Genomic DNA, 13,212 nt, shown 5'->3' on the forward strand with positions numbered 1-13,212 from the left:
CGCCCCCCGCGGCCGCGGGGGAGCCGCTGGTCGGGGTCCCGACCACCGGCACCTTCGGCACGCTGCAGGCGCGCGCGGTGGAAGACTCCAACGTCGACCTGACCGCCGAGCTAGTCAACATGATCGTGGCCCAGCGCGTGTACCAGGCCAACTCGCAGACCATCAAGGTGCAGGATACGGTGCTGCAGACGCTGGTCAGCCTGCGTTGATGTGATGTTCGTCGCGCACCTCCGGGTGCGCATGCTTGTCGGTCGCGGGCCATGCCCGCGACCGGTTTCAACCCGCGGCGCGTTACCCTGGCCGCAAGAGGAATACCATGGATCGTCTGGTCTACACCGCGATGTCCGGCGCCAAGCATACGCTTGAGCAGCAGGCCACTGCCAGCAACAACCTGGCCAATGCCACCACGACGGGTTTCCGGACCCAGCTCAACACGTTCCGCTCGGCGCCCGTGGTCGGCCCCGGCCTGGCTACGCGCGCCTTCGTGGTCGACTCGACCGCCGGCAACGATTTCAGCCAGGGTCCGCTGCAAGACACCGGGCGTGCGCTGGATGTGGCGGTCCAGGGGCGCGGCTGGCTGGCGGTGCAGACCGCCGACGGCGGTGAGGCCTATACCCGCAACGGCGCCTTGAAGATCAACCAGAACGGCGTGCTGCAGACCCAGTCGGGGCAGCCGGTGCTGGGCGATGGCGGCCCGATCACGATCCCGCCCGACACCACCGTGGCCATTGCCGCCGACGGTACCGTGTCGTCGATTCCGTTGACCGGCGTGCCCAATGCGGTCAACGTGCTGGGCCGCATCAAGCTGGTCAACCCGGACGACAAGAACCTCAAGCGTGGCGACGATGGCATGTTTCGCACCATCACCGGTGCCGCCCAGCCGGACGCCAATGTGCGCCTGGCCAGTGGTGCGCTGGAAGGCAGCAACGTGAACGTGGTGGAGGCGATGGTCAACATGATCAACCTGTCGCGCCAGTTCGAGATGAACATGAAGGTCATCCAGACCGCCGAAAGCGATGCCACCAAGGCGACGCAGATCCTGTCACTGACCTGATCGTCGCCTGGCTGACCTCACCGCTTATTACCGGAGAAACAAATGATTCGTTCCCTGTGGATTTCCAAGACCGGCCTGGATGCGCAACAGACGCAACTGGACGTGATTTCGAACAACCTGGCCAACGTCAGCACCAACGGCTTCAAGCGCTCGCGCGCCGTGTTCGAGGACCTGCTGTACCAGACCGTACGCCAGCCCGGCGCGCAGTCGTCGCAACAGACGCAATTGCCGTCGGGCCTGCAGATCGGTACCGGCGTGCGCCCGGTCGCCACCGAGCGCATCTTCACCCAGGGCAACGTCAACCAGACCAACAATGACAAGGACCTGGCGATCCAGGGCGAGGGCTTCTTCCAGATCCTGCTGCCGGACGGTACCACCGCCTATACCCGCGACGGCGCCTTCCAGACCGACAGCCAGGGCCAGCTGGTGACCTCCAGCGGCTACACGCTGCAGCCGCCCATCACCATCCCGCTCAATACCACCAAGATGAGCGTGGGCCGTGACGGTACCGTGTCGATCATGCAGGCCGGCTCCACCGCCACCACCCAGATCGGCCAGATCCAGGTCGCCACCTTCATCAACAACGCCGGCCTGCAGAGCCGCGGCGAGAACCTGTATGTCGAGACCGCCGCCTCCGGCGCGCCCAACCCCAATGCGCCAGGCACCAACGGCGCCGGCGCCTTGTGGCAGGGTTATGTCGAGACCTCCAACGTCAACGTGGTCGAGGAACTGGTCAACATGATCCAGACCCAGCGCGCCTACGAGATCAACAGCAAGGCCATCACCACGTCCGACCAGATGCTGGCCAAGCTGTCGCAGCTGTAACGTGCAGGTAAAGAGGTTCGAATTGGTCGTCAGTAGATTGAACAGAGATGAGGCAGATATGGTCCGCTTGCTGAAACTTGCCGCCATCGCGGGTGTGCTGGTCATGTCGGGTTGCACGACGGTGCCCGATTCCATCGTCGAAGGCCCGAAGACGGCGCGTCCGCAGCCGGCGTCGTATCCGCCGCCGACCACCGGCGCGATCTTCCAGTCGGCGGCCTATCGCCCGTTGCTCGAAGACCGTCGTGCCCGCCTGGTGGGCGACACCCTGACCATCGTCATCAACGAGCGCACCAGCGCCGGCAAGACGGCCGGCAGCTCGGCCAGCAAGACCGGCACAGTGGCCACCACCGCGCCGACCATCTTCGGTACCTCGATCAAGGAACTGGCCGCCAGCGGCAGTTCGAGCAACAAGTTCGAGGACAAGGGCGCCATCAGTTCCAGCAACACCTTCACCGGCAACATCGGCGTCACCGTCACCGAGGTGCTGCCCAACGGCAACCTGATCGTCAGTGGCGAGAAGCAGGTCGCACTCGACAAGGGCGTGGAGTACGTGCGCTTCTCGGGCACCGTCAGCCCCGACAACATCCAGACCGGCAACACCGTGTCGTCGACGCTGGTATCGGACGCCCGGGTCGAATACCGCACCAATACCCGCGTCGACATGGCCGAGTTCATGTCGTCGCTGTCGCGCTTCTTCTTCAGTGTCTCTCCTTTCTGATGAAGGCTGCTGCAACCATGTCTAACGAAGGACGTCCTGCCATGAAACAGATTCGCAAACAGCTGGTGCTGCTGGCAAGCGCCGTGCTGTGCATGGCGGCGGTGTTGCCCGCCCAGGCCGAGCGCTTGAAGGACCTGGCCAGCATCCAGGGCGTGCGCCAGAACCAGCTGGTCGGCTACGGTCTCGTGGTCGGCCTTGATGGCAGCGGCGACCAGACCACCCAGACCCCCTTTACCGTGCAAAGCGTGGTCAGCATGCTGCAACAGCTGGGCGTGAACCTGCCTTCGGGCACCAGTTCGAACATGCAGCTCAAGAACGTGGCCGCGGCGATGGTCACGGCCACGCTGCCGGCCTTTGCCCAGCCAGGCCAGATGCTCGATGTCACGGTGTCGTCCATCGGCAACGCCAAGAGCATCCGCGGCGGCACCTTGCTGATGGCGCCGCTCAAGGGCGCCGATGGCCAGATCTACGCCATCGCCCAGGGCAACGTGGTCGTCGGCGGCGCCGGCGCGTCGGCCGCCGGCAGCAGCACCACCGTCAACCATCTGTCGGCCGGCCGCATCTCGGGCGGGGCGACGGTCGAACGTTCGGTGCCCAGCGCGCTGGGCGGCGGCGACCAGATCGTGCTCGAACTCAACGATAACGATTTCTCGACCGCCAGCCGGGTGGTCGAGGCGCTCAACAAGCGCTTCGGTTCGGATACCGCCATGGCGCAGGATGGCCGTGTGATCCGCGTACGGGCGCCCTTGTCGAGCAGCGACCGGGTGTCGTTCCTGGGGGCGCTGGAAAACGTCGACGTGGTGCCCGGCAAGTTGTCGGCCAAGGTCATCCTCAACGCCCGTACCGGCTCGGTGGTGATGAACCAGAGCGTCATGCTCGAGACCTGCGCGGTGTCGCACGGCAACCTGTCGGTCGTGATCCAGGCCGACAATGCGGTCAGCCAGCCCAATGCATTGGCGGGCGGCAATACGGCAGCGGTGCAGAATGCCCAGATCTCGATCAACAAGGAGCCGGGCAAGGTGATGCTGCTCAAGGGTGGCGCCTCGCTGGCCGAGGTGGTGCGGGCGCTCAACGCCATCGGCGCCTCGCCACAGGACCTGCTGGCGATCCTGCAGGCGATGAAGGCGGCCGGCTCCCTGCGTGCCGAGCTTGAAGTGATCTAATCCGGCGCCTAAGCTGACAAGACGAAGGTAATTCATGCTCAACAAGATCGACCCCTCGAACCCGACCCAAGGCCTGGCGGTCGACGCCAACGGACTCAACGGCCTGCGCGAGGCGGCCAAGCTGAACTCGCCCGAGGCGATCAAGGGTGCGGCCAAGCAGTTCGAGGCCTTGTTCCTGAACATGATGATGAAGAGCATGCGCGATGCGACGCCCCAGAACGGGCCGTTCGACAACGAGCAGACCAAGATGTTTACGTCGATGCTGGACCAGCAGATGAGCCAGAACCTGGCCCAGCGCGGCATCGGCCTGGCCGATGTGCTGACGCGCCAGCTGTCGGCGTCGCTGCCCAAGAAGTTGCCCGACACGCAGGAACTGGAATTGCAACAGCAGCAGCTCGACGATGGACTGCCGATGGGCATTCCGCTGGTCAAGGACATGAGCGAAGCCGATCGTGCGCGCTTCGTGCAGAGCTTCGCGGCACAGCAGGCAACGCAGCAGAGCGACGAGGATGGGCAAGGGCGCAACAAGCGCAAGTCGGGCAACAAGCCGGCCCACGTCGAGGCTTTCCAGAACCGGCTGCAGGGCGACGCCGAGATGGCCAGCCGCATGACCGGCATCCCGGCCAAGTTCATGCTGGCGCAGGCGGCGCTGGAGACCGGCTGGGGCAAGAAGGAGATCACCACCCGGGATGGCCGCTCGGCGCACAACCTGTTCGGTATCAAGGCCACCGGCAACTGGACCGGCAAGGTGGTGGAGGCGACCACCATCGAATATATCAACGGCAAGCCGCAGAAGCGGGTCGAGAAATTCCGCGCCTACGACTCATATGCCGATGCGTTCAAGGACTACGCCAACTTGCTGCGCAGCAATCCGCGCTACGAGAAGGTGCTGGCCAGCGCCCAGGACGCGCATGGTTTCGCCTACGGCCTGCAGCGTGCCGGCTACGCCACCGACCCGCACTACGCCGAGAAGCTCTCGCGCATCATCCGCCAGTCCCTGGCCTGACCTGCGTCGGCAGTGGGGCGGTCTGTCAGAAATCTGTCAGATCGCCTAAAGTTTTCCTCAATACTGCCGTTGATCTGGTTATTCCGCAGAACTCATTTCATCGATTCACTTGAGATGCGTTCCCAAATGAGCCTTTGAGAAGACCCAGCATGGCAACCAACATCTTCAATATCGGACAAAGTGCGTTGCAGGCCGCCATGGCGGCGCAGGCGACCACCAGCCATAACATTTCCAATGCGACCACGCCCGGCTACAATCGCCAGGTGGTGGTGCAGAGCACGGCCGGCGGTATCAACTATGGCTATGGCTTCGTGGGGCAGGGTACACAGGTAGCCGAGATCAAGCGCGTCTATAACGACTTCCTGGCCAAGCAGCAGCTGGCCTCGCAAACCACCGCCAGCTCGCTCGATTCCTACTATTCGGAGATATCCCAGCTCAACAACCTGGTGGCCGATACCGATGCCGGCCTGTCGCCGGCGCTGCAGGATTTCTTCAAGACCATCCAGAACCTGGCGGCCACGCCCAATACCGATGCCTCGCGCCAGGCTGTGCTGTCGGGGGCGTCGACACTGGTGGCGCGCTTCCAGAGCCTGAACGACCAGATGCAGCAGAGTCGCACCAGCGTCAACCAGCAGATCACATCGACGATCGATACCGTCAACTCGTATGCCACCCAGCTCGACGAGCTCAACAAGGCCATCGTCAAGGCCCAGGGCAACAGTGGCGGTGCGGCTGCCAACGACCTGCTGGACCAGCGCGACCAGGTGATCGCCAACATCAACAAGTACGTCAAGGTCAGCACCGTGCCGCAGGATGACGGCTCGATGAGCGTCTTCATCGGCTCCGGCCAGCCACTGGTGGTGGGCGGCAATGTGACCAAGCTGGTGGCGACGCCTTCGGTGGACGATGTCTCGCGCCTGCAGGTGGGTTATCAATTGGCCGGCAAGACGGCGATCATTCCCGACAAGTCCTTCTATGACGGCGGCAGCCTGGGCGGCCTGCTGAAGTACCGCACCGAAACGCTGGACTCGGCCCAGAACAACCTGGGTCGCATCGCCACCATCCTCGGTTCGGCCTTCAACGACCAGCAGAAGCTGGGCCTGGACCAGAACGGCGTGCCCGGTACCAATTTCTTCAACATCGGACAACCGACCGTCAGCGGCAAGAGCACCAACAGCCCCACGGCCTCGATCACGACCTCGATCACCAACGCCAGTGCCTTGACCACCAGCGATTATTCGCTGGGCTATGACGGCAGCGCCTACACCATCACGCGGCTGTCGGACAATACCAAGACGGTGATCGACCCGACGGCGACGCCGCCGACCAACTTCCCGGTCACCGTCGATGGCGTGACTTATTCGGCGCCGACGATGGCTGCCGGCGACAGCTTCAAGATCAAGCCGACGGTCGATGGCGCAGCGCAGCTGACGCTGGCGCTCAACAATACCCAGCAGATCGCCACGGCCGCGCCGATCGTGACCTCGGGCAACGCCACCAACAGCCTCAACCTGACGACCACCGGCAACACCGGCAGCGGTATCGTGTCCAACCAGTCGCTGGACGCATCGACCTTCACGCAGGGTTCGTCGGTAAGCTTTACCATGGGCGCCGGCAACACCCTGACCTCGGCCTGGACCGGCGTCACCCCGGCACCGTCCGTGAGCGTGACCACCGCCGCCGGTGTTACCACGACCTATGCCGCCGGTGCGCCGATCCCGTATTCGAGCGGCGCCACCATCACCAGCGGCGGCGTGAGCTTCGTGCTGGGCGGTACACCGGCGGTGGGCGACAGCTTCAACTTCGCGCCCGTGGCTGGCAACAAGGGTACGGCCAGCATCAGCGCCGGCACGGTCGACGCCAGCTACGTGGCAAGTCCATTGGCTGCCGGCACCAAGCTCCAATTTACCTACAATTCGACCGCCACGCCGCCAGGATTCACGCCGTCGCCGACGCCGACCGCGGGTCCGGTGACCATCAAGCACCAGGATGGCACCACCACCAACCTGGCCGCCGGCGCCACCAGCATTCCCTACGTGGCGGGCGACACCTATACGATCCAGGGTGTCACCTTCAAGATTTCGGGCCAGCCGGCCAACGGCGACCAGTTCGCCGTCTCGCCCAACACCGACGCCAAGACCGACAACCGCAACGCGCAGTTGCTGGCCGGCTTGCAGACCGCCAACACGATCGGCAACACCAGCTTCCAGGGTTCGTATTCGCAACTGGTGGGCACCATCGGCAACAAGACCAACGAGATCAATGTGACCAACACCGCCGAGAAGGCGCGGTTGCAGGCGATCCAGCTGGAACAGCAGTCCGAATCCGGGGTCAACCAGGACGAGGAACTGGCCAACATGCTCAAGAACCAGCAGGCCTACCAGGCCGCGGCCAAGATCATCCAGGCAGCCAGCGACATGCTCAACGTGCTGTTCACGTTGGGTAACTAATCCGCATCCAGAGAGTTAGAGGAAGACCGACATGCGTATCAGCACCCAGATGATGTACCAGATCAGCAACGGCGACATGACGAAGATGCAAAGCGACATCGTCAAGCTGAACCAGCAGGTCACCGCCCAGCAGCGCGTGCTGCTGCCGTCGGATGACCCGGTGGCGGCCGCCCGTGCGCTGGATGTGACGCAGAGCCAGGAGCTCAACGCCCAATACGCGATCAATCGCAAGAACGCCAGCAGCTCGCTGGCACAGGTGCAGGCCACCCTGACCAGCACCACCGAGATGCTGACCTCGCTCAAGTCGAACGTGATCAAGGCCGGTAACGCATCCTTTACCAACACCGAGCGCATCAACCTGGCCACCGAGCTCAAGGGCAACTTCCAGGAACTGCTGGGGTACGCCAACGCCACCGATGGCAACGGCAATTATGTGTTCTCCGGCTTCAAGAGCACGACCCAGCCGTTCTCGCTGGACGGCAACGGCAATGTGAACTACAGCGGCGACCAGGGTTCGATGACGCTGCAGGTGGATTCGTCGCGCCAGATGGATATCAGCGCCTCGGGCCAGTCGATCTTCCAGGGCGGCGGCCAGGACATGTTCCAGACCATGAACAACATCATCGGCCTGATGTCGATCCCGGTCACGGAAGCGGCCAACCTGGCCGACGAGGCCGCCGCCAACACCTTCGAATATCCGACCGGCTCGGGCTCGTTCCCGATCCAGGAATACAAGGACGCGCAGGCGGCGCTGGATGCTGCCAAGCCTGACGACGCCAACTACGGCACCTTGTTCTCGACCGCCGCCGCCGCCAAGCTCAAGGCCGACGCCGCCGACGCAGCGCGTACACCGTTGGCTGGCAGCCAGGCTTCGCTGACCCGCAACCTGCAGAAATTCAATACCCAGATCGACACGATGATCAACAACGTCGGTTCGGCCAGCGCCTCGGTCGGTGCGCGCCAGAACGAGCTCGATACCCTGGATGCGGCCGGCAAGGTCAAGGACGAGAGCTATAGCCAGACGCTCAACAATCTGCTGGGACGTAATACCGAGGACGTGACGCAACTGATCAGCCAATACTCGTTGAGCACCCAGTACCTGCAGGCCGCGCAGAAGGTATTCGTCACCACCAGCAGCCTGAGCCTGCTCAATTACCTGAAGTAGTACCACGGCCGCAGTCTGGGCCGATCAAGAAAAAAGGCGAACCTCGGTTCGCCTTTTTGCATTTCATGAGCCCGGTGTCGCCGCAGCCCCGGCCAGGTCCTGGCCCGATGCCGGTTGCGGGTTGCCTCCTAGCGCCTGGTACAGCGTCATCTGGTTCTTCAAGCGGTTCAGGCGTGCCTCCGCCAGCGAATTCTCGGCGTTGCGACGGCTTTCCTGCGCGTCCAGCCAGACCCGCAAGGTGGCCGAGCCCGAGCGATAGCGCAGTTCGTAGAGGCGCTCCGCGCCTCGCGCGGCTTCCAGGTTACGTTGCAGCAGCGCCTCCTGGGCGGCGTACTGGCGCCGCGCCGACAAGGCATTCTCGACGTCGGCGAAGGCGGCATACAGGGTCTGCCTGAAGTTGGTGACGGCGCTCTCGTAGTCCGCCTGCGAGATCTTTACGCTGAGCTGCATCTGGTTCCATTGCAGCAACGGCAGCGACAGCTGCGCACCCAATGAGGCGATGGGGTTCTGCATCAGTTGCATCAACTCGGTGCTGGTGGTGCCAAGCGCACCGGTGAGTACCAGCTTGGGATAATAGTTGGTGCGCGTGGCATCGACCGAGGCCAGGCTTTCGCGCAGTCGCATCTCGGCCGCGCGCAGGTCGGGGCGACGTCCCAGCAGATTGGCCGGCAGGCCCGCTGCCAGGTCCGGCAATGGCTGCTGCGGCAGCCGTGCGGGCAGGGCGGTGGTCGCCCCGGGCGGGCTGTCGAACAGGATGGCCAGCGCGTTGGCGTTCTCGACCTGCTGCTGGACCAGTTGCGTCAGGGTCGATTGCTGGTTCAACAGGTTCTGCTGGGCTTCCAGCACCTCCAGGGTCGATACCGCGCCGGCGCCGTATTGCGTGCGTACCAGCTCCAGGGTCTTGCTGGCATAGGCGATGCTGTCGTTGGCCGTTGCGATGCGGCCATTGAGATAGGCGCCTTGCCAATACAGGTTGGCGGTGGTGCCGACCAGGCTCAGCGCGGCGCTCTGGCGGTCCTGTTCGGTGGCCAGCGCCTCCCAGCGCTTGACGTCGTAGTTGGCGCCCAGGCGGCCCCACAGGTCGGCCTCATAGGACAGCGTGACATTGCCGGTCGAGCTGCGGTAGCTGGCCCGGTTGCCATCGAGCGCACGGTTGCTGCTGGTGTTGGCCTGAGCCGACAGCGCCGGCATGCGGGCGTCGGCTGCCAGCCCGGCGTCGAGCTGGGCGCGGCGCACCTTGATGGCGGCCACCGCCAGGTTGTTGTTGCTGCGCACGGCGCGCTCGATCAACGCATTCAATGCAGGATCGCCGAACTGCCGCCACCACTGGTCGGCGCTCAGCGCCGGGGCGTCGGTACGCTGGCTCCAGGTCGCAGGGGTATGGGTCTGCACCGGTTCGAAAGCGGTACGCTGGCCGGCACAGCCGCCCAGCACCAGCGCTACGGCGATGGCCAGTGTCGTGGCCGGGAAGAGGCGCGGCAGCGCCGCGCGGGATGAGGTGGTGGACATGGGATGCGACAGGTTCATTCGCGCGCGAGGGCGTCGACAGGGTTCAGGCGGGCCGCGTTGCGCGCTGGCAGGAAGCCGAAGATGACACCGATCAGCGTCGAGCAGGCGAAGGCGCTGACGATGGAAACCGGCGAATAGATCATGCTGATCTTGTCGGTGACCTGGGCAAAGACGACGCCGAACGACAGCGCCAGCAACACGCCCAGCAGGCCGCCGGCCAGGCACACCAGCACGGCCTCGATCAGGAACTGCTGCATGATGTCGCCCTGGCGCGCGCCCACGGCCATGCGCACGCCGATCTCGCGGGTGCGTTCGGTGACCGACACCAGCATGATGTTCATGACGCCGATACCGCCCACGACCAGCGAAATCACGGCGATCATCGATACCAGCAGGGTCATGGTGGCGGTGGCCTTCTCGATGGTCTGGCGGATGCTGTCGGTATTGAAGACATAGAAATCCTGCGTCTTGTGGCGCAGCGTGAGCAACTTGACGATGCCCTGTTCGGCGGCCGCGCTGGAGACCTTGTCGGCCACCCGCACCGTGATTCCCTGCAGGTAGTTGCGACCGGTGAGCCGGCTCATGGCGGTAGTGTAGGGCACCCAGACGTTGAGCGAGTCGTTGTTGCCGAAGCCGTTTTCACGTTTCTTGGTCACGCCCACGATGCGACAGGGTACGCTACCGACGAAGATCACCTCGCCCAGCGGGTTGGTCTTGCCCGGAAACAGCTTGGCGCGCGTGTTGGCGTCGATCACCGCTTCCTGCACATGGCGTTGCACGCTGCCGGCGCCAAAGCCCTGGCCGATATCCATCTTCAGGCCGCGCACCCGGAAATACTGGTCGCCCACGCCGGCAATGGTGGCGGTGACGGCGATGTTGCCATAGCGCGCCGAGGACGAGGTCGACACGCTGGGGGTGACACTGTCGACGAAATCCTGCTCGGCCAGCGCCACCGCGTCGGCCGGGGTCAGGGTGCGTATCGCGGCCGCCTTCATGTCGCCGAAGCCGGCGCCGGGGAAGACGTCGATGGTGTTGGTGCCCATCGAATTGATATCTTCCAGGATGCGCTCGCGCGAGCCGCTGCCCAGCGCCACCACCGACACCACCGAGGCGATGCCGATAATGATGCCGAGCATGGTCAGGAAGCTGCGCAGGCGGTGTGCATTCATGGCCAGCAGCGACATGCGCAGCGCTTCGTTGAAGCGGTCCAGCGCGGCACGCCAGGGACGGGCCTGGCGCTGCGGGGTGGCGGCCGGGGCCGTCGGGTGGCCTTCGGCCAGCCCTGCGGCCGGTTCGTTGCGGCGGTCGCCGATGACCACGCCGTCGCGCAATTCGATGATGCGCTGGGCGTGACTGGCGACCTGCATGTCGTGGGTCACGATGATGATGGTGTGGCCCTCGGCGTGCAGTTCCTTGAGGATGTTGAGCACTTCCACGCCGCTGTGGGTATCGAGCGCTCCGGTGGGTTCATCGGCCAGGATGACATCGCCGCCGTTCATCAGGGCGCGCGCGATCGAGACCCGTTGCTGCTGGCCGCCCGACAACTGGCCCGGTCGATGATGCATGCGCTCGGCCAGGCCCAGCCGGGTCAGCAATTGGCGCGCCCGTGCGCGCCGCGCAGTCGGTTCCTTGCCGGCGTAGATGGCCGGCATCTCGACATTGCCGGTGGCGTCCAGGTCGGACAGCAGGTGATAGCGCTGGAAGATGAAGCCGAAGTGCTCGCGGCGCAATTGCGCCAGTTCGTCGGCGCTCAATTCACCGGTGGCTCGACCGGCGACGCGATAGCTGCCCAGCGTGGGCTGGTCGAGGCAGCCGAGGATGTTCATCAGCGTCGACTTGCCCGAGCCCGAGGCGCCGACGATGGCCACCAGCTCGCCGGCATGGATGTCGAGGTTGATGTCCTTGAGGACCGTGATCGATTGTTCGCCCGCCGGGAAATCGCGCTGCAGCCCGCGCAACTCCAGCAGCGCCCCGGTCGATGCCGGTGCAATGTGGTGTGTGGTCATGGTGCGGCCTTACATCGGCGGCGGGCCGTGGTGCTGGCTGCTGTCACTGGGCGCGGGCGCGCCATCACCGATGACCACCTTCTCGCCAGCCTGCAGGCCCTCGACGATCTGCACCCGCGCGTTGGTGTTGATGCCGATCCTGACGCGGCGTGGCTGGGCCATGCCCTGGGCATCGATGACGCGCACCGTATAGCTGCCGTCGGCGGCACGCTCGCCCAATGCGGTCGACGGGATGACGACGGCGTCGCGCGCCTCGGCCAGCACGATGTTGACCTGGGTCGTCATCGAGATACGCAGCTTGCCGTCGGCGTTGGGCAGGTCGAGCAGGCCGTTGTAGTAGATCGCCGTGGAGCTGGCGCTGGTGGAGGCGCTCGATACGCTCGACGACGTGGTGTCGTCCTGGAGGATGGAGTCGGGCGCCGGTTCGATCGAACGCAGCGTGGTCTGGTAGCGATGATCGAGGTCGCCCAGGATCGTGAAGTACACCTGTTGGCCGGGCTTGACCTTGACCACGTCGGCCTCGGAGATCTGGGCCTTGATGGTGACCTTGTCCATGCGCGCCACCTTGATGATGGTGGGGGTGCTCTGGTTGGCGTTGACCGTCTGGCCCTCCTGCGTCACCACCGCCACCACCTGGCCGTCGATGGGCGAGGTAATCTTGGTATAGCCCAGCGTGACCTGGGCCGAATTGACCGAAATGCGCCCGCCGGCGATCTGCGCCTGGAGCGACTCTATATCGGCGCGGGTGGTGTCGAGCGTGGTCTGTGCGGTCTCGAAGGTCTCGCGCGAGCTGGCCTCGCCGGCCAGCATCTGCTGCTGGCGTGCCAGCGTCAATTGCGCCTGCTTGAGCGTGGCCTGCTTGGAGCGCAGCTGGGCGCGCAGGTTGTCGAGCGCGTATTCCGCCGAGCGCAGCGCATTGACCTGGTTGAGCGAATCGATCTCGGCCACCAGTTGGCCCTTCTTGACGGTATCACCCAGTTTCACCTTGAGCGACTTGACCTGGCCGGTGGCCTGGGCGCCGACGCTGACCTGCTGGTAGGCCTTGACGGTGCCGCTGGCCAGCACCGTGTCCTGGATATCGGAGCGGGTGGCCACCGCGCTGAGGTAGACCGGCGGGGGTGGCGGCGCCAACAACTTGATGGCGACGAAGCCGGCGATGGCGATGACGACAAGGACTGGGATGAAGACCTTCGGCTTGCGAAACTGGCTGATGTTCATGTGAATCGGTGAGGTGGAGCGATGGTTAAGCCGCCAGTGTGCCCCCGGCACTTCGGGCGGATCGTCAAGGAGTGTAAATTAAGCGTGTCAGGACAGTA

General features: G+C 64.6%; 11 protein-coding genes. 8 read left to right on the forward strand and 3 right to left on the reverse strand.

Annotated features, from left to right (window positions below):
- From PMI40_RS06305 to flgL, 8 genes are all read left to right on the forward strand, one after another.
- The coding region (locus tag PMI40_RS06305; protein WP_008113300.1) for a flagellar basal body rod C-terminal domain-containing protein at positions 1-209 on the forward strand (209 nt) is incomplete at its 5' end.
- Between the two features lie 107 nt (positions 210-316).
- Positions 317-1,054 carry a flagellar basal-body rod protein FlgF gene (gene flgF, locus PMI40_RS06310; RefSeq protein ID WP_008113301.1) on the forward strand — a complete coding sequence of 246 codons (738 nt, stop codon included), beginning with the start codon at positions 317-319 and terminating at the stop codon, positions 1,052-1,054.
- A gap of 42 nt (positions 1,055-1,096) precedes the next feature.
- Entirely contained in the window at positions 1,097-1,879 is a 783-nt protein-coding gene (flgG, locus tag PMI40_RS06315; RefSeq protein ID WP_008113304.1) for a flagellar basal-body rod protein FlgG, read from the forward strand.
- Positions 1,880-1,937: 58 nt separating this feature from the next.
- Positions 1,938-2,597: a flagellar basal body L-ring protein FlgH gene (locus PMI40_RS06320; RefSeq protein WP_008113305.1), complete on the forward strand. Its 660-nt coding sequence runs from the start codon at positions 1,938-1,940 to the stop codon at positions 2,595-2,597.
- A 41-nt stretch (positions 2,598-2,638) separates the two neighbouring features.
- The gene (locus tag PMI40_RS06325; RefSeq protein ID WP_008113306.1) at positions 2,639-3,760 is read left to right on the forward strand and encodes a flagellar basal body P-ring protein FlgI; all 1,122 of its coding nucleotides are present in this window, start codon (positions 2,639-2,641) and stop codon (positions 3,758-3,760) included.
- 34 nt (positions 3,761-3,794) lie between these two features.
- On the forward strand, positions 3,795-4,766 hold the full coding sequence (gene flgJ, locus PMI40_RS06330; protein ID WP_008113307.1) for a flagellar assembly peptidoglycan hydrolase FlgJ: 972 nt from the start codon (positions 3,795-3,797) through the stop codon (positions 4,764-4,766).
- 149 nt (positions 4,767-4,915) lie between these two features.
- The gene (gene flgK, locus PMI40_RS06335) at positions 4,916-7,216 is read left to right on the forward strand and encodes a flagellar hook-associated protein FlgK (protein WP_008113308.1); all 2,301 of its coding nucleotides are present in this window, start codon (positions 4,916-4,918) and stop codon (positions 7,214-7,216) included.
- A 31-nt stretch (positions 7,217-7,247) separates the two neighbouring features.
- Complete coding sequence (gene flgL, locus PMI40_RS06340) at positions 7,248-8,381, forward strand: flagellar hook-associated protein FlgL (protein ID WP_008113310.1); 1,134 nt, start codon at positions 7,248-7,250, stop codon at positions 8,379-8,381.
- 63 nt (positions 8,382-8,444) lie between these two features.
- Here flgL and PMI40_RS06345 read toward each other — a convergent pair whose 3' ends face one another.
- Genes PMI40_RS06345 through PMI40_RS06355 form a run of 3 tightly spaced genes read right to left on the reverse strand, consistent with a single transcriptional unit; the run spans position 8,445 to position 13,114 of the window.
- A complete protein-coding gene (locus PMI40_RS06345) occupies positions 8,445-9,890 on the reverse strand; it encodes an efflux transporter outer membrane subunit (protein ID WP_051001766.1) in 1,446 nt (481 codons plus the stop codon).
- A gap of 14 nt (positions 9,891-9,904) precedes the next feature.
- On the reverse strand, positions 9,905-11,896 hold the full coding sequence (locus PMI40_RS06350; RefSeq protein WP_008113314.1) for a MacB family efflux pump subunit: 1,992 nt from the start codon (positions 11,894-11,896) through the stop codon (positions 9,905-9,907).
- A gap of 9 nt (positions 11,897-11,905) precedes the next feature.
- The gene (locus PMI40_RS06355) at positions 11,906-13,114 is read right to left on the reverse strand and encodes an efflux RND transporter periplasmic adaptor subunit (RefSeq protein ID WP_008113315.1); all 1,209 of its coding nucleotides are present in this window, start codon (positions 13,112-13,114) and stop codon (positions 11,906-11,908) included.
- Positions 13,115-13,212 lie beyond the last annotated feature (98 nt).

The sequence above is a fragment of the Herbaspirillum sp. YR522 genome (genome assembly GCF_000282575.1).
In the GTDB taxonomy this organism is placed as follows: domain Bacteria; phylum Pseudomonadota; class Gammaproteobacteria; order Burkholderiales; family Burkholderiaceae_D; genus Herbaspirillum.

What these genes read in the sequence shown, in the direction of transcription:
- PMI40_RS06345 (WP_051001766.1), bottom strand. Translation starts at nt 9,890, where the DNA reads ATGTCCACCACCTCATCCCGCGCGGCGCTGCCGCGCCTCTTCCCGGCC.
- flgL (WP_008113310.1), top strand. Translation starts at nt 7,248, where the DNA reads ATGCGTATCAGCACCCAGATGATGTACCAGATCAGCAACGGCGACATG.
- PMI40_RS06350 (WP_008113314.1), bottom strand. Translation starts at nt 11,896, where the DNA reads ATGACCACACACCACATTGCACCGGCATCGACCGGGGCGCTGCTGGAG.
- flgJ (WP_008113307.1), top strand. Translation starts at nt 3,795, where the DNA reads ATGCTCAACAAGATCGACCCCTCGAACCCGACCCAAGGCCTGGCGGTC.
- flgK (WP_008113308.1), top strand. Translation starts at nt 4,916, where the DNA reads ATGGCAACCAACATCTTCAATATCGGACAAAGTGCGTTGCAGGCCGCC.
- PMI40_RS06325 (WP_008113306.1), top strand. Translation starts at nt 2,639, where the DNA reads ATGAAACAGATTCGCAAACAGCTGGTGCTGCTGGCAAGCGCCGTGCTG.
- flgG (WP_008113304.1), top strand. Translation starts at nt 1,097, where the DNA reads ATGATTCGTTCCCTGTGGATTTCCAAGACCGGCCTGGATGCGCAACAG.
- PMI40_RS06320 (WP_008113305.1), top strand. Translation starts at nt 1,938, where the DNA reads ATGGTCCGCTTGCTGAAACTTGCCGCCATCGCGGGTGTGCTGGTCATG.
- PMI40_RS06355 (WP_008113315.1), bottom strand. Translation starts at nt 13,114, where the DNA reads ATGAACATCAGCCAGTTTCGCAAGCCGAAGGTCTTCATCCCAGTCCTT.
- flgF (WP_008113301.1), top strand. Translation starts at nt 317, where the DNA reads ATGGATCGTCTGGTCTACACCGCGATGTCCGGCGCCAAGCATACGCTT.